The organism is Roseburia sp. OM02-15 (assembly GCF_003481835.1).
Taxonomy (GTDB): Bacteria; Bacillota; Clostridia; order Lachnospirales; family Lachnospiraceae; genus Eubacterium_I; species Eubacterium_I ramulus_A.
Genome location: NZ_QULX01000014.1, coordinates 1 through 22,057, shown reverse-complemented (window position 1 = coordinate 22,057; position 22,057 = coordinate 1). Strand labels below are relative to the sequence as shown.

The 22,057-nt window shown below is 42.2% G+C and carries 18 protein-coding genes; 1 reads left to right on the top strand and 17 read right to left on the bottom strand.

From position 1 onward, the window contains the following. Positions 1-121: 121 nt before the first annotated feature. From DXB15_RS12250 to DXB15_RS12175, 16 genes are all read right to left on the bottom strand, one after another. Positions 122-817 (bottom strand): metallophosphoesterase, encoded by a 696-nt coding sequence (locus DXB15_RS12250; RefSeq protein ID WP_109215070.1) that lies wholly within the window; start codon positions 815-817, stop codon positions 122-124. 190 nt (positions 818-1,007) lie between these two features. Beyond that, complete coding sequence (locus tag DXB15_RS12245) at positions 1,008-1,865, bottom strand: nitroreductase family protein (protein WP_118703103.1); 858 nt, start codon at positions 1,863-1,865, stop codon at positions 1,008-1,010. A 297-nt stretch (positions 1,866-2,162) separates the two neighbouring features. Further along, positions 2,163-3,137: a serine O-acetyltransferase EpsC gene (gene epsC, locus DXB15_RS12240; protein WP_177956918.1), complete on the bottom strand. Its 975-nt coding sequence runs from the start codon at positions 3,135-3,137 to the stop codon at positions 2,163-2,165. A gap of 152 nt (positions 3,138-3,289) precedes the next feature. Beyond that, a complete protein-coding gene (hydE, locus tag DXB15_RS12235) occupies positions 3,290-4,324 on the bottom strand; it encodes a [FeFe] hydrogenase H-cluster radical SAM maturase HydE (protein ID WP_118703102.1) in 1,035 nt (344 codons plus the stop codon). Positions 4,325-4,441: 117 nt separating this feature from the next. Further along, positions 4,442-5,542, bottom strand: a complete 1,101-nt coding sequence (gene mnmA, locus DXB15_RS12230; protein ID WP_118703101.1) for a tRNA 2-thiouridine(34) synthase MnmA — start codon at positions 5,540-5,542, stop codon at positions 4,442-4,444. Positions 5,543-5,833: 291 nt separating this feature from the next. Continuing rightward, positions 5,834-7,792, bottom strand: a complete 1,959-nt coding sequence (locus DXB15_RS12225; RefSeq protein ID WP_243115646.1) for a diguanylate cyclase — start codon at positions 7,790-7,792, stop codon at positions 5,834-5,836. 305 nt (positions 7,793-8,097) lie between these two features. Beyond that, the gene (locus tag DXB15_RS12220) at positions 8,098-9,435 is read right to left on the bottom strand and encodes an MATE family efflux transporter (protein WP_118703099.1); all 1,338 of its coding nucleotides are present in this window, start codon (positions 9,433-9,435) and stop codon (positions 8,098-8,100) included. A gap of 329 nt (positions 9,436-9,764) precedes the next feature. After that, positions 9,765-10,907 carry a glucose-1-phosphate adenylyltransferase subunit GlgD gene (gene glgD / locus DXB15_RS12215; protein ID WP_109214884.1) on the bottom strand — a complete coding sequence of 381 codons (1,143 nt, stop codon included), beginning with the start codon at positions 10,905-10,907 and terminating at the stop codon, positions 9,765-9,767. After that, complete coding sequence (locus DXB15_RS12210; RefSeq protein ID WP_109214883.1) at positions 10,901-12,109, bottom strand: glucose-1-phosphate adenylyltransferase; 1,209 nt, start codon at positions 12,107-12,109, stop codon at positions 10,901-10,903. The genes glgD and DXB15_RS12210 overlap by 7 nt, the downstream gene beginning before the upstream one ends. Before the next feature lie 310 nt (positions 12,110-12,419). Then, the gene (locus DXB15_RS12205) at positions 12,420-13,694 is read right to left on the bottom strand and encodes an adenylosuccinate synthase (RefSeq protein WP_118703098.1); all 1,275 of its coding nucleotides are present in this window, start codon (positions 13,692-13,694) and stop codon (positions 12,420-12,422) included. A 183-nt stretch (positions 13,695-13,877) separates the two neighbouring features. Further along, on the bottom strand, positions 13,878-14,297 hold the full coding sequence (locus DXB15_RS12200) for a PaaI family thioesterase (protein ID WP_109214881.1): 420 nt from the start codon (positions 14,295-14,297) through the stop codon (positions 13,878-13,880). Then, positions 14,297-15,169 carry a DegV family protein gene (locus DXB15_RS12195; protein ID WP_109214880.1) on the bottom strand — a complete coding sequence of 291 codons (873 nt, stop codon included), beginning with the start codon at positions 15,167-15,169 and terminating at the stop codon, positions 14,297-14,299. The genes DXB15_RS12200 and DXB15_RS12195 overlap by 1 nt, the downstream gene beginning before the upstream one ends. A gap of 227 nt (positions 15,170-15,396) precedes the next feature. Then, positions 15,397-15,699, bottom strand: a complete 303-nt coding sequence (locus DXB15_RS12190) for a DUF6506 family protein (protein ID WP_330427519.1) — start codon at positions 15,697-15,699, stop codon at positions 15,397-15,399. Positions 15,700-15,860: 161 nt separating this feature from the next. Beyond that, positions 15,861-17,486 (bottom strand): MutS-related protein, encoded by a 1,626-nt coding sequence (locus DXB15_RS12185; RefSeq protein WP_118703097.1) that lies wholly within the window; start codon positions 17,484-17,486, stop codon positions 15,861-15,863. Positions 17,487-17,501: 15 nt separating this feature from the next. Further along, positions 17,502-17,990 carry a VanZ family protein gene (locus tag DXB15_RS12180; RefSeq protein ID WP_118703096.1) on the bottom strand — a complete coding sequence of 163 codons (489 nt, stop codon included), beginning with the start codon at positions 17,988-17,990 and terminating at the stop codon, positions 17,502-17,504. A 59-nt stretch (positions 17,991-18,049) separates the two neighbouring features. Further along, positions 18,050-19,726, bottom strand: a complete 1,677-nt coding sequence (locus DXB15_RS12175) for an AAA family ATPase (RefSeq protein ID WP_118703095.1) — start codon at positions 19,724-19,726, stop codon at positions 18,050-18,052. Positions 19,727-20,021: 295 nt separating this feature from the next. On the opposite strand from DXB15_RS12175, the gene DXB15_RS12170 reads away from it, so the two are divergent. Further along, positions 20,022-20,861 carry a PIN domain-containing protein gene (locus DXB15_RS12170; protein ID WP_118703094.1) on the top strand — a complete coding sequence of 280 codons (840 nt, stop codon included), beginning with the start codon at positions 20,022-20,024 and terminating at the stop codon, positions 20,859-20,861. A 105-nt stretch (positions 20,862-20,966) separates the two neighbouring features. Here the strand turns inward: DXB15_RS12170 and rfbB are convergent, their stop codons facing one another. Next, complete coding sequence (gene rfbB, locus DXB15_RS12165; protein ID WP_118703093.1) at positions 20,967-21,986, bottom strand: dTDP-glucose 4,6-dehydratase; 1,020 nt, start codon at positions 21,984-21,986, stop codon at positions 20,967-20,969. Positions 21,987-22,057: the final 71 nt, after the last annotated feature.

The following is a 22,057-nucleotide window of genomic DNA, read 5'->3' as shown; positions in this document are numbered from 1 at the left end:
ATTTCTCTAAAATATGCAACGATTTTCCACAAATTCTGTTTATAAGACAAGTATACTCCAGTTTTCTCTTCTAATCATTAACCCATTGGTTTACTTTTTATTCTCCTCATTAATTATCCAACTATATCTCATCAAAATCCTCAAACATAATTCGAATCCCCATGGATTCTGTCTCCACATGATAATGTCCTGCATACCACTCTGAAAAATCCAAACGATCATAAACCGTCTGTAGCCACTCTTCTGTCCCTTTATCCACAGTAATCGGTTCCTTTCGCGGCTTGAACGCCCAGGTTGGCTCAGCCTTAATTGGAACAGTATGTGACAAAATGATGTCCATCTTCCACCCAGCTTTTTCCAGCTGTTGCTCCACAAACTGCTTAATCGTATCGTCCGGCTGTTCCGATGCAAACCACTGAAGTCCATGACTGATGCGATAATCCTTGTTTACCGTACCGGCACCACCGATCGGCATCACAGATTTTCCGTTAAAATCATAAATCTCCCCGTCTTTTGCAAACAAAATATTCGGATATTTTTCTTCTTTGTATACAAGACCGCCATGCCATGGCACCAGTTTGTAATCCGCCGGAGATTCCCATGGCCGGCCTTCATGATTGCCGTGTATACAGAAACAGGTAATCGGTATTCTGGCAACACGTTCTTTTAGTTTTTCATCTTTCGGACTCAGCCAGTAATTAATACCAGAGTCTCCAAGGATAATCATAACATCGTCTGTCGTAGTGTGATACTCCAGGCAGAATTCTTCCACCCGGTCAAATTTTTTGTGTGTATCTCCTGTAATATAAAAATGCAAATGTTTCCCCTCCTGATTTAACCCTTTCTGGTACCCATAATAATATATTTTGATCTCATTTCTGTTTATCCTGCTTATATATATATTTATAGCATGCTCACTTTCAGGAATAATGTCAATAAAAAGAGGAACAATATCATTTGCTTTTTGATATTGTTCCTCTGTATCGTTCTTTTCTTATTGCGTTTTGCTAGAATTTCAAGCGGTGAATTGCCTGCTTTCCACTCTTCTGTGCACCGCGGGCATAGTCAAACTTCGGATAACCGAATCCCATGGCCGTTGCCACGAAGTGATCTTCCGGAATGCCAAGTTTTGCCCATACATCCGGCAGCAGTTTCATAACATTCATCGGGAAACCAAGGTACACGCAGCCAAGTCCTTTTGATTCGCATAACAGTTCAAAATAAGCCAGTGTAATTCCCACTTCTACTGCTGCGGAACCAAATTTTTTCGGCATATGTGGAATAATGACATGCGGTGCAGAGCAGAAATAAATATCTCCATTCATAGCCTGCGGTCCACGATCTTCCATAATTCCATAAGACTCTGCATCCCAGGAATACGGATAAATTCCCTGTTTTTTCAGATCTTCCACTCCTTCACAGATCATCTTACGCAGTTTGTCCAATTCTGCACGGTCATCAATAACGGTAAACTCCATTTTCTGCTTATTTCCGCCAGTCGGAGTTGCCTCCAATGCTGCAAGCAGTTCATTTAAAAGCTCCGGATCTACATTTTCATCTTTATAATGACGACAGGAACGGCGGCTGCAGACCAGACGCTCCAGATCCGTAGCGATCGCATCACTCGGTAAAGGAAGACTGTCTTCCGGCTTTTTACCAAGTACACTGATTGCGCCGTTCGGACAGACAGTCAGACAATGCTGACATCCCCAACAACCGTACCAATCCATACTTTTTACCGGTTTCAGGCCTGGTTTTTTATGTTCATTCATTTCAATCAGCATAGACGGACAGGCAAGTTGACACAAACCACAGCCCACACATTTACTCTCGTCTACACGAAATTTCGTATCAATCAAACTCATTGTTCAGTACCTCCTGACATTCTTTCTGATTTTTTATTTACGTTATGAATATAATAACATTCTGCTCAGCGATATCGCGGACTATCTTTCATTTGCGTATGCAACACAGTGTTCCTTATTTCAGCATTTCCTGCACATACGCGTCACAGCGTAAGGGTAAGCAGTGTGGTTTTCACACAGTCTGGAAAAAGGGACTCTGGCTATTTTTTCTCGACCAGCAATTGTTAGCGGGCGAGAAAAAATCGCAGAGTCCCTTTTCATAACCTATCTAAAACCACACAATTACCCGAAAACGTTTTATATAATATAAAACCAGTTCTCATCCTGATCTAAATTACTGATCTCCATGGTCGTCTTTCCACCCTGCTTGAACTGCAATTCCTGTCCTTTAATGCTGACAGTCGTTCCCGCCGGAATAGATTTCGTAATAAACGCATTACCACCAATGACAGAATCTCTTCCAATAACCGTCTCACCGCCAAGAATAGAAGCCCCGGAATAAATCGTCACATTATCCTCAATGGTAGGATGACGTTTTGCATTTTTCAGCTTCTGACCACCTCTGGTAGACAGCGCGCCAAGGGTAACACCCTGATAAATTTTTACATTGTCACCGATAATCGTTGTCTCACCAACTACAATACCGGTACCATGATCGATAAAGAAATGTTTTCCGATCGTTGCACCCGGATGAATATCAATTCCGGTTATACTGTGTGCATACTCTGTCATAATACGCGGAATCAACGGCACAGAACGGATAAACAGCTCATGTGCCAGACGGTTGATGGTAATGGCAAATAATCCCGGATAAGCCAAAATGATCTCACCGTAGCTGTTTGCTGCCGGATCTCCCTCTAAGGCTGCCTGCAGATCCCCTTCCAGATATTCACGGATCTTCGGAATCTGACGCAAGAAATCTACGGTAATCTCGTAACTTTCTTTTTCAATCTGCTCCCGGCATTTTCCATCCAGCTTTGGACAGAACTTGGAAACTTTTGCAATCTGCCGACTGAGACGATACAACACATCCTCGATCAAAGTTGATAAATGATGGTTTGCATGATAGCTTTTGTATGCACGGTCTCTGTAATAACCCGGATAAATAATTTTCATTAATTTTTCAATAATATCAATAATAACTTCTTTATTCGGCTGATCATAAAAATCTTCCATTTTATCAATGGTACGATCCAGCTCATAATCGGCAAGGATGGAATCCAGAATTTCTTTCGCTTCTCTTCCTTCCATATTTCTGCTCATATCTGACATACTGTTCACCTTTTTCTTTCTCAATCAATTTATTTTCTATATTCTCGGATTAGAAATAGCTTTCTGATTTTTATATCATCTTTTTCTCGGAACTCATTTTCACGTTTCCATTATTCCTATATCCATTCCAGACAATCATTTTTATAAATCTGTTACCGGAAATCCCCACGGTCTCTGACCAGTTCATATCCGACACTTTCCACTCTGCGGCCCAAACATCCACGACATTCTGCCGCTTCTTCTCCGGTACAGATCTTATTATCATACAGATCATACTGCTTGCGGTTCTTCACCGGTGACAGGTTTGGCATTACGACGTTAGCGCCATGCTGCAATCCTTTTTCCCTGCCAAGCGGATCTGCGGTTCCAAGTGCCGTAGTTGCCGGAAGCAGTACATGCGGCAGCATGATACGAATCACTGACAGTAAAAATAACGTCAGCGGAACACTTCCGGACGGCTCCTCTGCAAACATAGTATCATGATGCGGAATAAACGGACCGATACCGACCATCTGCGGTTCCAGTTCTTTTAAAAATACCAGATCATCCGCAAGCGTCTCTTCGGTCTGTTCCGGCGAACCTACCATAAATCCTGCGCCAACCTGATAGCCAAGTTCTTTTAAGTCATACAGACACTGCTTGCGCACTGCCAGACTCATCTCTTCCGGATGCAGCTTCCGATAATGTGCATCGTTTGCGGTTTCATGGCGAAGCAGATAACGATCTGCGCCCGCTTCCCGGAAACGTTTATAACTTTCATAAGATTTTTCACCGATAGACAATGTAATCGCACAATCCGGATAACCTGCATGGATTTTCTGCACGATATCCACCATACGGTCATCGTTATAATACGGATCCTCGCCACCCTGCAGAACAAAAGTACGAAATCCTAACTCGTATCCATTCTCACAACAGGCTAAAATCTCATCTTCTGTCAAACGATACCGCTTTGCATTCGGATTGCTTCTGCGGATTCCGCAATAATAGCAGTCATTCTTACAATAATTCGTAAACTCAATCAGACCTCTTGTATACACGTCCGTGCCATAGACTTCTTTGCGAATACGGACTGCCTCGTCTGCCAGCAGCGCATCCACCTGCGGATCATCTGCCATTTTGATCAGTTCCACAAATTCTTCCCTGGTTAAATTATGTTCCCTGATTAATCTCTGTGCTACATCCATTGTCTTACTTCCCCTTTTTACTTCATACATTTTTCTTACTATAAAAATCAAAATCTATCGTATTTTCACCCAGTATTCTATTATTATAGAATCAAAATGCTCATTTATCACTGTATGCTAGCTGTACCGTTTTGCAATCTCTGTCTCAATGATCGTCGCTCCGCCGACAACCACATCTCCATCATACAAAACGACTGCCTGACCACAGGTAATCGCACGCTGTGGTTCATCAAATACCACGCGGATCTTGTCCGGTTCCGGCTGCGTCACGGTCGCCCACTGCTCCTCATGGCGGTAACGAACCTTTGCTTTCACGCGCATTTCTCCTTCGATATGATCCACAGAAATCAGATTCACGTCATTTGCCACCAGTTCTCTGGAGAACAGATCATCATTTCTTCCTAAAATCACCTGATTTTTTACCGGATCAACCGCAACAACATACATAGATTCTTTTAAGGATAAACCAAGTCCTTTCCGCTGACCAATGGTATAACGGATAATTCCTTTGTGGCGACCTAACACATTGCCTTCCAGATCCACAAAATCTCCCTCCGGATATGTTTTCTCCCGATACTGTTCGATAAAATCCGAATATTTTCCGTTTACGACAAAACAGATGTCCTGACTGTCATGCTTTCTGGCATTGATAAATCCCTGTGCCTCTGCGATTTCTCTGGCTTCTGTCTTGTGCATGCCACCCAACGGGAACTGCACATGTGCCAGCTGATCCTGCGTCAGAGAATACAGAACATAACTCTGATCTTTGCTCAGATCTACGGATTTTTTCAACAAATAACGTCCGGTTTCTTCATTATATTCAATCTGTGCATAATGACCGGTCACCACATAATCATATGACAACTCTTTTGCACGCTGGAACAATTTTTCAAATTTCAGATAACGGTTGCAGTCAATACATGGATTCGGTGTACATCCATTTTCATAAGAACATACGAATTTTTCCATCACTTCTTCTTTGAATCGGTCGGAAAAATTAAACACATAATATGGCATCTCAAGTGCGCGGGCTACACTTCTGGCATCTTCCACATCGTCTAAGGAGCAGCAGGTATGCTCTCTGCATACAACCACATCCTCATTCTGAAACAGCTTCATGGTAGCGCCGATACACTCATATCCTTTTTCTTTCATCAAAAAAGCGGCTACGCTGGAATCAACGCCGCCGCTCATTGCGATTATTGCTTTTTTATTCAAAGGCTACGTCTCCTTTTATCATACTATTTAAAAATCCTTCGGATCATAACAACTTCAAGTCAAACGCATGTAAGACCTGGTATGTGATTCTGGTCAACGTAAGCTGACATATTCTTCTCAGACTCACGATACTCCTACACATTTGCCATAACCCTATGTTATCCTAGTATTATAGTATTTTTTACTGATAAAAATCAAGTAGTAGCACATATTTATACCACAAATTCATCATATATTTCACTACAGCTCACTCATCACCTGCATAGTGGTGCTTGAACCGTAACCATATTTCTAGCGCTGTTCTGCTTCTTCCACATACAACGCATGAATTTTATCCCCGGCATCTTTCAGACACTCCATCAAAATCGGATTAAACACACCGCACTCGCCATTCAGGATCATCTGCATTGCCACCTCATGTGGGAACGCTTTCTTGTATACACGTTCGCTTACCAGCGCGTCATAAACATCTGCCAACGCAACGATCTGTGCAGCGATCGGAATCTCGTCTCCTTTGAGTCCATCCGGATAGCCCCTGCCGTCATAACGTTCATGATGCCAGCGGCAGATCTGATAGGCAATCTTGATCATCATCTCATTCTGATAAAATTCCAGACTATCCAGCATGGACGCTCCGATGATCGTATGTGTCTTCATAACCTCAAATTCTTCTTTTGTCAGCTTGCCCGGTTTGTTCAGAATCTTTTCATCAATTCCGATCTTGCCGATATCATGCAGTGCAGACGCTGTTATGATCAGGTTCTGCTGCTGACGCGCCGATGGATAACGATCGGTTTTCTGAAGCAGAAAATCGATCAGAATTCCTGTCAGACGGTTGATATGCAGTACATGCAGACCGCTCTCACCATTTCGAAATTCTACGATCTGGCTTAACACGCTGACCAGCATCTGATTATTCTTCTCTTTTTCATACATCTGATCCGTTACAAGGGTGCTCAGACGACGCTGCTTTGTATACAGCTTAATCGTATTAAACACACGCTGATAAACCACCTTCGCATCAAATGGTCTGCTGATATAATCCGATACTCCAAGTTCGTAGGCATGACGGATATAGCTTTCCGAATCCTCACTGGAGATCATAACCACCGGAAGCTCCTCAATCCAGTGCTCACGGTTCATATGCGCCAGCACTTCAAATCCATCCGTCTTCGGCATCACGATATCCAGTAATACCAATGAAATACCGGTTCCATACTGCTGCATCATTTCCAGACATTCCACACCGTTTGATGCCTCCAGAATACGGTAATCCTTCTCCAGCATATGGGAAAGGATTGCACGGTTCATCTCCGAATCATCCACGATCAGGATCATCTGCTTGATATCCTCTCGGGTGGTATTCTCCTCGCCATTCTCATCATAGGTGATGTTTTCCGTCACAATCATATTTTTCTGGTTCTTTGCCTGATACATCAGCTGATCCGCACGTTTTACCGCACTCTCAATGCTTTCTTCCCCGGTCAGGACTCCGCCGATGCTCACGGACTGCTGAATTCTGGAATATCCCGGAATGGAAGTCTGCACCAGATCCGTCTTGATCTTCTTTAACTTCTTTAAAAATTCCGTTTCCTTCATATCCGGCAAGATCAGCAGAAACTCATCACCGCCATATCGGATCAGCATATCGCTCCGTCGGATATTCTTGCGAATGACATCTGCTGTCGTTTTCAAAACCAGATCTCCGACTTCATGCCCGTAGGTATCATTGTAAAGTTTAAAATCATCCAGATCCAGCATTGCAACTCCCGCTGCAAAATTTTTCTGTTTTAATTCTTCCTCATAATAACGGCGGTTGTATGCTTCCGTCAGCACATCCCGGTACACTTTTTCCTTATAGCCGATCAGCTTATTGACCAGACGCTTCCGCTCCAGCGTATCCATCACACTGTTGTCATGCAGACGCTTAAACATCTCGATCACATACGGCTCACCGTCAATCTCTACATATCTGGAAATCACAAAATAGACATCCGTTTCCAGAATCTCCAGCTTTGTATTCTGTTTTTTCGACAGAAACGCTTCCAGAGAACTGCATCGGTCACACTGATGTTCTTTTTGCAAAAAATCATGCCACTGGCATGGTAATTTCTGACGTTCCACCTGCTGTCTCTGTAGTTGTTCCATATATTGTTTATCCAGAAGACGAACTTCAGAGAAAACCTCTCTGAGGCAGGCTAACTCTGCCTCTGCCCGTTCTCTGGTCATAATATCCTGTTGCTTCATCATTGCCCCTCATACACGTTACATTAATTCTGCAACTTATCTTTTTCTTTTGCCAGTAATTATGTAACTATCTTAACACATTCTTCTGATAAAAGATACGTCAATCGCATTCAAGTCGAACGCACGTGAGACTTGGTGCGTGATTCTGGTCAGCGAAAGCTGACATATTCTTCTCAGAATCACTGCACATCCCCGCGGAGCGTTTATCTCAGTCGAAGATTGTACTCCCACTGAGAAAGACTTGTTATTACTTACCACTTGCAGAAGTGGGAGTCTTCTCGACTGAGATAAAATACCTGCATCATCCGTCAAACTGCATCTTTTTTCTGTCTGCGGTGCAAATAAGAATATGCAATCAGACAGATCACGACAGATGTCAGTGATCCCGCCGCTGTCGCCAGTCCCATCGGGAACAGCGTATCCGGGAACATTTTGGATGTCAGATAAACCCCCGGCACACGCACCAGCACGATTGCTGTAATATTGTGAATAAAAGACAGTTCCGATCTGCCGCAGGCACAAAAATATCCGCTGAAGCTGAAATGAATGCCCGCAAAAATGCAATCCCAGATATAACCTCTGATATACTGTGTGCCAAGTACAACCACTGCCGCGTCCGTAGTAAACAGTCCCACCACCGGTGCTGCTGCAAACTGAATGATCACAGATATGATCACGCCAAATCCCACCGTGATCATAATGGAATAACGCAGGGTCTGGATCGCCCGCTCCGGTTTTCCGGCACCGATATTCTGAGCTCCCATCGCGGAGACCGTCGACAACATGGAAGATGGCACCAGGAATAAAAAGCTGATGATCTTTTCCACGATTCCAACTGCTGCCGCATCACTTAATCCGCGACGGTTTGCAATAATGGTAATGACGATAAATGCAACCTGGATCAGTCCGTCCTGCAAAGCGATCGGAATACCGATCCGGGCAATCTGCCCCATCGCCTCTTTTTGTGGAATAAAAGCAGTCTTTGTCACCGTGATCATTTTCCGTTTCAGGATCATGATCAGTGCGATCACAACACTCAATGCCTGTGCCAGCGTCGTTCCAAGTGCCGCTCCTGCCGGTCCCATCTGAAATGCTCCCATGAACAGATAATCCAGACCGATATTTGCCGCACATGCGATCGCAATAAAATACATCGGGCTTTTTGAATCCCCAAATCCACGGAAAATTGAACTGATGATGTTGTATGCAGTAATACACGGAATGCCGATAAAGCAGATTGTCAGATAAGAGACCGTTCCTGCCACAGCTTCTTCCGGTGTAGACATAACCGCTACGATCGTCTTAACGAAAAACAGCAATACTGCCATCAGCACAACAGAAAGCACCATAAATAATACTACGGTATTTCCAACTGTTTTCGATGCCTTTTCCCGGTTTCCGGCACCAACTGCCTGTCCGATAGTAACCGTTGTTCCCATTGCCAGTCCCACCAGCATAACTGTGATCATATGCATCACCTGACTGCCGACAGATACTGCTGTTGTGCTTGCTACTCCATCAAACTGGCCGACAATGAACAAATCCGCCATACCATATAGTGTCTGTAAAAAATAAGATAACAGATACGGAAGTGAAAAATATAAAATATTTTTTAACACACTTCCCGTCGTAAGATTTCGTTCCATAAATAATACTGCTCCATTCTATCATTTTTCCCTGTTTTTCTTTTCAGACATGCATTTCTATTATAGCGCAGTTTCCCGGCACTCTGTCAAATCTTTTTTCACACTATAACAGTCAATACCGTACCATAAGCAACAAAACCGTTCACTTCCTGTAATTTTATAAAGCGGACATTTGCAATCCACTTTTGCTGCCTGCGCATGAACATCGTCGCTTTACAATCTGCATTGAAAAAAATACGAAGCTGTGTGGTAATTTTTCACCACACAGCCTCGTATTTTTTACTGTATAAGCATCTGTTCAAGAATGCTCCGTCATTTTTGTATTATAATTATACTTTCTGATGTTTTGCTATATATAGCGGGAACGTATCTGCCCCTTTAATTTCTTTTCCGGCAGTCACTACCGCATCTTTATCCGTAATCACATATTCTGCTTTTACATTTTCCTCCACAACAGTATCTTGCATCAGCACACAGTTTTTCACAACTGCGCCTTTACCGATCTTGACACCACGGAACAAAATACAGTTTTCAACCGTTCCCTCAATGACACATCCATCTGCTGCCATCATATTTTTTACAGTTGCACCAGCAATATATCTGGTCGGGTTATCATCTCGTAATTTTGTATAAATCTGTCCTCCTGCGAACAGTCCTTCCAGATTTTCATCCTTCAGAAGCTTCATGTTCTCCTCAAAAAAGCTATTTCTGTCACAGATTCGTGCATAATAGCCCTCGTATTTATATCCATGGATATGAATCTTATCCACTTCATTGGATAATACATCACGCTCCAGATTCGTCTGTCCATGCACATAAGCTTCATTTACCAGATCAATCATATATTCTCTGTCAAAACAGTAAATATTCATACCAAGATTCTGTACACCATCTTCTTTGCGGTTGATATACCATTTTGTAACACGACCATTCTCCAGTTTGAACGTATAGAACATATCCTTTCTGGAATTCTGCGCATTTACCAGTCCTTCCGGAACTTCCTGCTCTGTATAAGCAACAGATACATCGGCACCGCTCTCTTTATGCTCATTGATAAATTTTCTGAAATCAAAATTTACAGCAATATTCGTATCTGCAATAATCACATATTTTTCTTTCTGTTTTTCCAGATAAGAAAGTGTATGATGCAGTGCTTCGATACGTCCGTCATACAGATGCATGCCTTTCTCTGCATATGGCGGCCAAATCGTCAGACCACCGTTCTTACGAACCAGATCCCACTCACGACCGGAACCAAGATGATCCATCAGAGAATGATATTTCTCGCGAACCAGTACAGATACGTTGTTGATTCCACTGTTTACCATACTGGAAAGTACAAAATCGATCATACGATAACGGCTTGCAAAAGGAACAGAGCCCATCAGCCGCTCGCTGACCATTTCCGGGACAAGAGAATCATAGTAATTCGGGAAAATAATTCCCAGTGCGCTTGTATTAGACTTTACCATTCTTCTTCACCATCCTTTACATTTTCTCGTACCATGGCATTGGAACCAACGGTTGCTCCATCACCCACATAAACGCCCGGTCCAATGGTTGCAACACCTTTTTCTTCGCCTTCTTTTACGACACCAATCTTCGCATTTTCACCGATAACTGCATTTTCACCGATGATACAGTGTTCTACGACTGCTCCGGATTTGATCACCGTTCCGCCCATGACAACGGCATCTCTTACAACTGCTCCCTGTGCAACTTTGACACCGGCAAACAGTACGGAATGTTCTACCTCACCATCAATTCGACATCCGTCTGTGATCATAGAGTTTTCAATCTGTGCATGCATACCAATCTTATGACCGGTCATACCACTGTTTCGACTGTAGATCTTCCAGTCATCTTCAAACAGATCGATACCACTGTGCTGCGGATCCAGAACTTCCATATTTGCTTCCCACAGAGAAGAAATGGTTCCTACATCCTTCCAGTAACCACTGAAGCGATATGCATACATATCTCTGCCATCCCGAAGTAAATTCGGAATAATGTTATTACCAAAATCATTTTCTGACTCCGGATCAGCTTCATCCTCGATCAGATACTTACGCAATACATCCCAGTTAAAAATATAGATACCCATGGATGCCAGATTTGATTTCGGATTCGCCGGTTTCTCCTGAAACTCTGTGATCTTGTCATTCTCATCTGTAACCATCAGTCCAAATCTGGATGCTTCTTCCCAAGGCACTTCCATAACTGCCACACTGAACTCAGCGCCTTTTTTCTTATGAAATTCAAGGAAATCGTTATAATCCTGCTTGCAGATCTGGTCTCCGGAAAGGATGATCACGTATTTTGGATCATACCGCTCAATAAATGAGATATTCTGATAAATCGCATTCGCTGTTCCTTTGTACCAGTCAGAGCCAGATGCCTTCTGATATGGCGGGAGAACATGAACACCTCCATTCAAACGGTCCAGATCCCATGGCTGTCCATTTCCTATGTACTCATTCAGTACAAGCGGCTGGTACTGTGTCAGAATACCTACCGTATCGATACCTGAATTGATACAATTGGATAACGGGAAATCAATAATTCGATATTTTCCACCAAACGGAACTGCCGGTTTTGCCAGTTTCTGTGTCAGTGCATATAATCGTGAGCCCTGTCCACCGGCAAGCAGCATAGCAATAATTTCTTTTTCCACTTCATATCCCCCTCTGATAATAATATATATCCCCTGCTTCTAATAAATAAATTAGTCATTGCAGGTAATGCATATATTATACTGCATATTTACTAATTTTTAAAGTAAATTCTCATGTTTTATGAATATTTTTTACAATTTTTTTCAACACATTTTATATTTTTTCATTATATTATACAAAGCAGCAGTGTTTTTCTTGTGTTTTATTCCTATCGTAAAAATAGGTTTTACATTTGGTAAAAACTTCCCATTGTAAATCGAAAAAGGAACAGCTGATTCCTCAGCTGCTCCCTCTCGTTTTACCATATATTTATCTGTAAATGATATCTTCTCTGCCCGGTCCGTTGGAAACCATAGTGATCGGGAATCCGATCTGCTCCTCAATGAACTCTACATATTTACGGCAGTTTTCCGGAAGATCTTCGTATTTTTTGATTCCGCGGATATCGCATTTCCATCCCGGTAATGTCTTTAATACCGGTTTTGCTTTCTCCAGTTTTGCAGTGGTCGGGAACTCAGTGGTTACCTCGCCATCGATCTCGTAACCTACACATACCGGAATCTCATCCAGATATCCAAGTACATCCAGTACTGTAAATGCTACATCTGTCGCACCCTGCAGACGGCATCCGTATTTACTTGCCACACAGTCAAACCATCCCATACGTCTCGGTCTGCCTGTTGTAGCGCCGAACTCACCGCCGTCGCCGCCGCGTCTTCTCAGCTCATCAGCCTCATCGCCAAAGATCTCGCTGACAAATGCACCTGCGCCTACTGCACTTGAGTATGCTTTGCAGACTGTGATGATCTTCTTGATCTCGTATGGCGGGATACCTGCGCCGATTGCGCCATATGCTGCCAGCGTGGAAGAAGATGTAACCATCGGATAAATTCCGTGATCCGGATCTTTTAATGTACCAAGCTGACCCTCTAACAGAATCTCTTTGCCTTCTTTAATTGCATTCCACAGATAAGTAGATACATCACATACATACGGCTCTACCATCTCTTTGTACTGGTGCAGAGTCTCTAATAACTCATCCGGATCAAGCAGTGGTTTGTGATACAGATGCTCTAATGTAACGTTCTTTGTCTCGCAGACACGAACAACCTTCTCTTTTAAAAGCTCCTCGTCGAATAACTCACTTACCTGAAAACCGATTTTTGCATATTTATCTGAGTAGAATGGTGCAATACCGGATTTTGTAGAACCGAATGATTTACCACCCAGACGCTCCTCCTCATACTGATCGAATAACACATGATATGGCATAACCATCTGTGCACGGTCAGATACAAGAATTTTTGGCATTGGCACACCTTTTGCTACAATGTCCTGGATCTCTTTGAACAGTACCGGAATATTTAATGCAACACCGTTACCGATGATGCTTGTTGTATGTCCATAAAAACATCCTGACGGAAGTGTGTGAAGTGCAAATTTACCATAATTGTTCACGATGGTATGGCCTGCATTTGCGCCACCCTGGAAACGAACAATAATATCTGCCTCTTTTGCCAACATGTCGGTGATTTTACCTTTTCCTTCATCACCCCAGTTTGCTCCTACTACAGCTTTTACCATAATTACAGATTCCTCCTTCGGCATTATAAAAGACAGGTGTAAAACCTGCCCTTTTTATTTTCCGTTTTACTTTATGATTATACACGATTCTATACAAGATGTAAAATCTTTTTTCTAATATATAACATCTATTTATAAGTAAAACTAATATTTATTCATTATTTTATCTGATTGATACGGTTCTTATTTTACAAAATCTTCTGGATTGATCTTGTCCAGATAAAAATAAGTCATGGTAGCTTTTGCGATCTCACGGTCATTCTCATCTGTGATCATGACATCATAGACACACATTTTTTTACCGATCTTGATCTCGCGTGACTCTCCGATCAGCTTTTTGCAGTTCATCGCCGGACGCAGATAATTGATATTTCCGGATACCGTAGTCACATATCTGCCACGGCTTGTTGCTGCCGCACCACCAACGGTATCTACTAATGTGAACAGTACTCCGCCATGTGTGGAACCGATCGGATTTGCATGGCGCTCATCCAATACGATTTCACCTTTTGCGTAACCCTCCCGGAGTTCAACAGTTTTGATTCCGGTATGTTTGATAAATCCCATATTTCTGATCTGCTTTAACTTCTCGTAATCTACCATTATGCATCCACCTCGATTGCTTTTGTCGCTGTCACTGCCAGAGCACCCGGTCCAATGTGACATGCAATACTTAAGGATAACGGATTCAGTACAATCTCATGATTCGGGAATGCTTCCTGTACTTCTTTTTTGAACTCTTCTGCCGCTTCAAGATCATGGGTATACGCCATGGAAATGTGTACGCCGGTGCCATCTGCAGAACCAAAACGACGCTCACAGTCATCTTTGATCTGTTTGATCATGATGTTTTTCGCCTGTTTTACGGTTCTTGCTTTTGCAAAAGCATCCAGCTTCTCACCCTGGATCTGCAGAACCGGTTTCAGTTTCAGCAAAGTACCAAGTGCTGCTGCCGCCGGTGTGATACGACCACCTTTTTTCAGATAATATAAGGTATCCAGCATAATATAAATACTGGACTCCATCTTATTCTCCATCAGTTTGTCGTAAATCTCCTGTCCGGATTTGCCTGCTGCTGCCAGTTCCATAGCATCCATAACAGACTGACGCTGTGTTACGGAAATACGCTGATTATCTACAACAAATACTTTTCCGTCGTAATCCTGTGCCAGCATGGTCGCTGTGGAACAGGTACTGGAAAGTCCGCTGGACATCGGAATATGAATGATCTCATCATACTCCTCAAGCAGTTCGTCCCAAAGATCTGTAAAATTTGTTAAAACAGGGGTGGATGTGTGAATATCAGCACCTTCTGTCAATCTCTCATAAAACTGTTCCTGGGTCAGATCAATATCCTCCAGAAGCATTTCTTCATTAATATAAAACGGCATCGGCATGACGCGGATTCCAAGTTCTTTTGCCTGTGCCTGAGTAATTCCACTGTTACTGTCTGTCACAATCGCTACTTTACTCAAATTTTCATTCCTCCGTTTTTTCTCTCTTTACTCTCATACATAATTCTCATCAGTATTACAAATAGTAACACACCACAAGTAAAAAAACAACCGCTCGCCCAAAAGAAACTTTTTCACTTTTCCTTTTCTCCTATAATATAGGGTTTTTACACCAAAAAAGAGTTCTGACCAGTCAAAAAACTCTAATATCCGATCAAAACTCTTTTTATTTTAATTACTATTTATACTTACTGGAATAATTCGTCTCCGCTCTTGAAACCGAACGCAGGATGATAATCAAATTTTACAGCTCCTACCGGAATCTCCGGTCCAACTGCCTTCTTGATCCGTGCAATTCCTTCGTTACCAAACCCTGCACACAACTCAATGGCACCACATCCGTTTGCAACCAGTTCCTTTGCTGCTGCTTCTGCCTGTTCATAAGTAGAGCATCCTACGACATGTAACGTAAGTGTCTCAGACGGGATCACTGCTTTCTGCTCCTGTGGATTCTGATCCGGTGCTACATAAATAAAAGCTGCATTAATCATGATATTTTCCTCCTCATGTTTCTCATTCAGATGCAGATCATCGGTTTTGAAATATACAATCTTCCGATATTTTGAACATCTAATATCCTGACAATATTCACCCGATGCTCCGTTCTTCTTCATTTTAATACAGGCGAAAAGACTTGTAAAGTCCACATAACCTACTTTCCTTCCTTATTCCCGCAGATTTCCTCCAGATTCAGACCATACCGTGCCGCAATATCTCTGGCATAACTGAGTCCATCCGGTGTTGTCCGACTGATCCGATAACTCCTGACACCCTGGGCCACATTATCCATCTGTGCCACCAGATTATCAATCTTGCTTCGGTTTCCCGGGTAAGAATTATATTCCTGAACCTTCATCGGCAGATCATGAATATGCGTCACAAACAGTCCACAGCATCCGATGACACCGATTCCGGTCAGCACTTCCGATGCAATATAACCTGCCTCCAGACCGCTGGTACTGGAAAAAGATTCATCCATCAAAAGCATGTCCGTATCCGATAACTGCTTTAAAATCTCACTGAGGCGGGCGCACTCACTCTCCAACCGTCCTTTTCCATAATTATTCTCATCCGAAACCGGAAAATGGGTAAAAATCCCAGTCACCGGACTCATTTTTGCCTGATGTGCCGGCACAAAAAGCCCAAGCTGACACAATGCCTGTGCCATACCGATAGAATATGCAAAAATAGACTTTCCGCCGTGGTTTGGTCCCGTCACCAGATAAAAACGACCGTTTTCATCCAGTTCAAACCGGTTGGAAACAACTGTTTTTTCTACGCCACGCATAGCAAGCATCGGATTGTATACCTGCTCTAATTCACACACCCGATCCTTTACCGGACAAATCTGTGGACGACACATTTCAAATCCTTTTGCCTGCATATCCAGAATAAACTTCACACCTGCCGTCAGAAACCGAATATCGTCCAGAAGTGCCGCAAACACCGCCGTATTTGCCTTATAATAATTCTGGATCATCGGTTCAAAAGAGCGCAACGGCTTCTCAAAAATCGTCTGCAGCGCACTTCCCATCGCATAATTAATCGCTTTCTGTTCTTCCCCGTGCAATCCTTTCTGCAACGGATACAGCGGAGTCATCATCACCTGCCGATCCGTCAGACGATGTTTCATCAGCTTGTCAATAATGCTTCCCGCAGAAAATTCTTTTTCATTGACGGAAATAATTCCTGCTTCCTTCGGTCGCAGGTTGTCATCCAGATTAATTCCAATGGTCACACTTTTCAGATAGCCAAAATTCTTGCCGGTGGCTTCCATTTCCCGTTTCAGATTCAGATATTCTTCACTCTTTGCCACACTGTATACCAGTTCCCGAAAATTTTTCATGCCATCCGATGCAATATCCGCCCCCGAATCTTTCTCAATCTCCGAAAATACATTTGCAAACAGATCCACCAGTTCTTCATACATCTCCAAGTAGCGCACCGCACTCAATGCCGAATCCACAGAAAAATCGCTGCTCAGCACCCGACGCAATTCACTGACATTCTGAATTTCTGACACCGAACTGCAAAACGCCTGATACAGCTTTGGATGCTTCACCAGATCTTCCACGATCGCCTGCCGATATTCTAACACTTCCGGATCTGTGGAAAAAAACTTTTCCAATGTCAGCTCTGAATAGCCACGATACCGGTCATTTTGCAGCACCACCATATCATCGATCTGTAATGACGTGATAAAATCATAAGATTTCATGCGCGCCTGATCCGATTCCTTATATCCTTTCGGATATAGTAAACGAAATTCTGTATCCATAGTTTTTCTTCTCCTCTATTTCTGAATCACCGATACACGCTTTCTTCTTGCATACATCACCAGCACAACAATGATACTCAGTACCAATGCCCCACTACTGTCAATCAGGACATCTCTAAATTGCCCTGCTCTTCCCGGTACAAACAGCTGATGAAACTCGTCGCTGCATGCATACCCAAAAGTAAATACAAAAGAACCGATGTTTCGCCATTTCCCCCGTACTCCGGATACCCAAAATGCCGTCAGAAATGAGATGCACAGCAAAATATATTCTGTCACATGCGCCCCTTTTCTCACCACAATGGAAATCACGTTTACCAGATCTGCATCCGCAAATTTCGGAAATAAGCCTAACGTTCCCCGAACCTGCAAAAACAGATCTACAAATATATTACTCATACTGGAAGATTCATCTCCCTGCTGCCCGGAAAAAGAAAAAATCATGATCATGACAGCAAGTGGGAATAACCAGATGAGGTATCTGCTTTTTCTTTTACTTTTCATTTTTCTGTCCTTACTTATTTTTATAATACCCCTGCGATTTCAAGTCACAGGGGGGATTGTTATTCTGCTTTTTTCACTAAGCAGCGCTTTTTATAAAACGCAATACCGTAACAAATAATCTGATCATAATCATCTTCATATTCTGCCGCATACATACGCGTATTGATTTGCTCCAATGCCTTTTCGCAATCCGCTTCCATTGTACTCACAGATTTTGCATATTTCGCTTCAAAAATAATAATTTTACTGTTTGTCAGATCAGAAATAACGATATCGCTGCGCCCTTCGCCATGTTCTCTGTTAGATTCTACCATATATCCCGCGCCTGCAAAAATACCTGCCAGAAAAGCATGATAAAAATCTTCCCGATAATCATGGTAGCTGATCGTCTGACGCAAAAGACGATTCATTTCCGCGGTTAATGTATCTGTATCTTCCATCCATGCAGCCTGAAACAAATTATTACGATCCCAGGATCTGGCATAATCGTTAAACCACTGCATAATCGTCGATTCATATATTTCACGAATTTCTGCATTTGGAATCATCAATGCGGTACTTCCAATGGGTAGAGCAAACTCTATTTCTGCATCCGGTACCCGTGTAAGATAACCGGTAAGATACAAAATGCTCCACAGATTATTTTCCGAAGAGTGAAGATAATCATATGTCAAATTTTCATCAATCTGCTGCACAATATATCCACCAGATAGCAATTTTTCCAACTTTTGCGAAATACTGCTTCCCGATTGATCAATAAAAGAACGAATAATCGCATTATCACTTGTATTTTTCCAGTAACTGGACGGACGTATCATCGGATTCTGCTGCAAATCCCGCAAATAATTCATCACATCCCATGGACAATAAATATCAAAGTTCCCGAAATGATATCCATCATACCACTGCTTCACTTCAGAGGCATGTCTGATACAATCTGCATCTTTCAAAATCTGATTTACTTCCGACTGTGTAAATCCAAAAAACTCATTTAATCTGGAAGAAGATATCGTATCTGAAACAAAATTATTAATACCGGTAAAAATACTTTCTTTTGCAATTTTCAAACATCCTGTGATCACCGCAAATAACAGATCAGAATTATCCTTAAATGCCGTACTCATCATAATTTTCAAAATACTAAGCATTTCATCATAATAACCGTGACTACTTGCTTTTGCCAAAGGAACATCATATTCATCCAATAATAAAATAACCGGTTTTTGATAATAATGATGCATCAGTTTCATAAGGTAAGCTAACGAACGGCTCAGTTTCGTTTTATCTGCTTTTCCGGCTTTCAGATCAAGAAAAATCTGCATATCATCCGGATCAACTGTATCACAATCCAGTAAATATACATGCTCTTTATATAGATCTGCGATCTGTTCCATCAGCTGACCATAAGCATCTTCAAAACTCAATCCATCAATATCTTTTAATGTTAAAAAGATGGTAGGATACTGGTTCATCCACTGATGGCAAAGAGCAGCATCCTTTGAAATCTCTAATCCATAAAATAAATCTTTACTGTCTTTTTGAATATTAAAAAAATTTTCCAGCATACTCATTCCAAGTGTTTTTCCAAAACGTCTTGGACGGGTGATCAATGTAACTTTTGCCCTGTTCCCATCGGTCAATTGACGGATCAAACCAGATTTATCTACATAGTAATATTGATTTTGGCGAATTTCTGAAAAATCAGAAATACCAACCGGAATATTTAATTTTGCCATATAGATACACCTCCATCTATAAATTTGAGTGCTGAAAAACCACCTGTTTATTTCAACTACTGTTTCCAAATATCCAAGTACACGTTTATCTGAAAGAGTTCTGTCTGTTCAGAAAACACCTCAAATGCGAATATATTACTTTTCCATTATAGCTGTGGTCAAAATGTTTGACAATTACTATTTTCACAAAATCCTGTTTAGAAATGTCAGACCAATCTTAATAAAATATTTTTTATCCTAACAGGACATACGTGCTATAATAAATACATTCTGGCATATGAGGTACCAAAAGCAAATGTCAAAAATTTATTTTGTAGACAGTGAAAACGTCGGTGACGCCTGGATTGACCTTCTGCTGGCAGATCCAAACGGCACGTTCCTGATTTTTTACACCAGTCACTCACCCCGCATTGATTATGAGCATGCCATCGCTCTGATGAATGCAAAAAACAAACCCAAGTTCATTCGATGCTACGAAGGCAGCAATGCACTGGATTTTCAATTAGTATCTTATCTTGGTTATCAGCTCCGCTCAAAAAACACCGATGAAATGGTCATCGTATCAAATGATACAGGTTTTGATGCTGTGGTTCATTTCTGGTCTGAGCAGAACCAGGCAATTACACGACTTACCAGCAGTAATATCCCAACTCCTGAAATCAAGACAGAACCAACACCTGTATCGGAGGAAAAAGCAGCTCCTTCTTCCTCTGTAGACACAGACACTGAGCAAACGATAGGTGGTGTTGATCTCAGGGAACTTTACACAATCATTAATTGTGTCGGTTCCAAAGAATCTTCTTATATCCACCTTGCCTATGTGCATTTTTATGGCATAAAAAAAGGGGAAGAACTTTATAAATACATGCGTCAGGAAAAATTCGCAGCACCTTCGGTTTCCTGGAAAAAAGAAACCCGATTCAAGAAATTCTGTGAATTGATCTTCAAGCATTGTAACACAGCCGATACCGAAGTTCCTGCAGATTTCATTGCTTATCTGTACGCAACTCTCACACAGACAGATGACAAAAAGAGTCTCAATCGAAAGCTGCAGAGCAAATATCCCCGCCAGGGAATGCAATTGCACAAAATACTCAAGCCTTTTTATAAAACACTTTTGAAAATAAAGAAATAAAAAGAAAGATGCCAGAATAGGACATTCCCCTGCGGTTATGCGCGGGGGATGTTGTTTTTGTCAAAATTTTTGGTCCTATGTCAAGATTTAGGTAAATTATACTATCTACCGATTGCCATACATCTTCTCATAATAATTCTGGTACTCCCCACTAATGATGGTCTCCCACCACTCACGGTTATCCAGATACCACTGAATCGTCTTCTTAATACCATCCTCAAACTTTGTCTCCGGCAGCCAGCCAAGTTCATTATGAATCTTGGTCGGATCGATCGCATAACGCATATCGTGGCCTTTACGATCTGTCACATGTGTGATCAGACTCTCCGGCTTGCCAAGCTCCTTGCAGATGATTTTTACAATGTCAATATTCTTCTTCTCATTGTGACCACCGACATTATAAACCTCACCAACACGTCCGTTATGGATGATCAGATCAATGGCTTTACAGTGATCCTCCACATACAGCCAGTCACGCACATTCAGACCCTCGCCATATACCGGCAGTGGTTTGTCAGCCAGCGCATTGGCGATCATCAACGGAATCAGCTTCTCCGGAAAATGATACGGTCCGTAGTTATTGGAGCAACGGCTGATAGAAACTGGTAAACCATAAGTTCTGTGGTACGCAAGTACCAACAGATCTGCCGCTGCCTTGGAAGAAGAATACGGAGAACTTGTATGGATTGGTGTCTCCTCTGTAAAAAACAGATCCGGGCGGTCTAACGGCAGATCACCATACACTTCATCAGTAGAAACCTGATGATAACGTTTGATCCCGTATTTTCTGCAGGCGTCCATCAGTACGGAAGTTCCCATGATATTTGTCTCAAGGAAAATACCCGGGTTCTCGATGGAACGGTCTACATGGCTCTCTGCTGCAAAGTTTACAACCATATCCGGATGCTCTTTCTCAAATAACTGGTAAACAGCATCTCTGTCGCAAATGTCAGCCTTCACAAAACGGAAATTCGGATTATCCATCACCGGTGCCAATGTGGACAGATTTCCCGCATAGGTCAGTTTATCCAGGCAGATAATTCTGTAATTCGGATATTTATTTAACATATGAAAAACAAAGTTACTTCCGATAAATCCGGCTCCGCCGGTTACAATAATGGTCATTTAAGTACCTCCTGTGACATGCTCCCACCACTTAAATCACAGATTTTGAAGTGGGGGCTTCTTGCTCAATG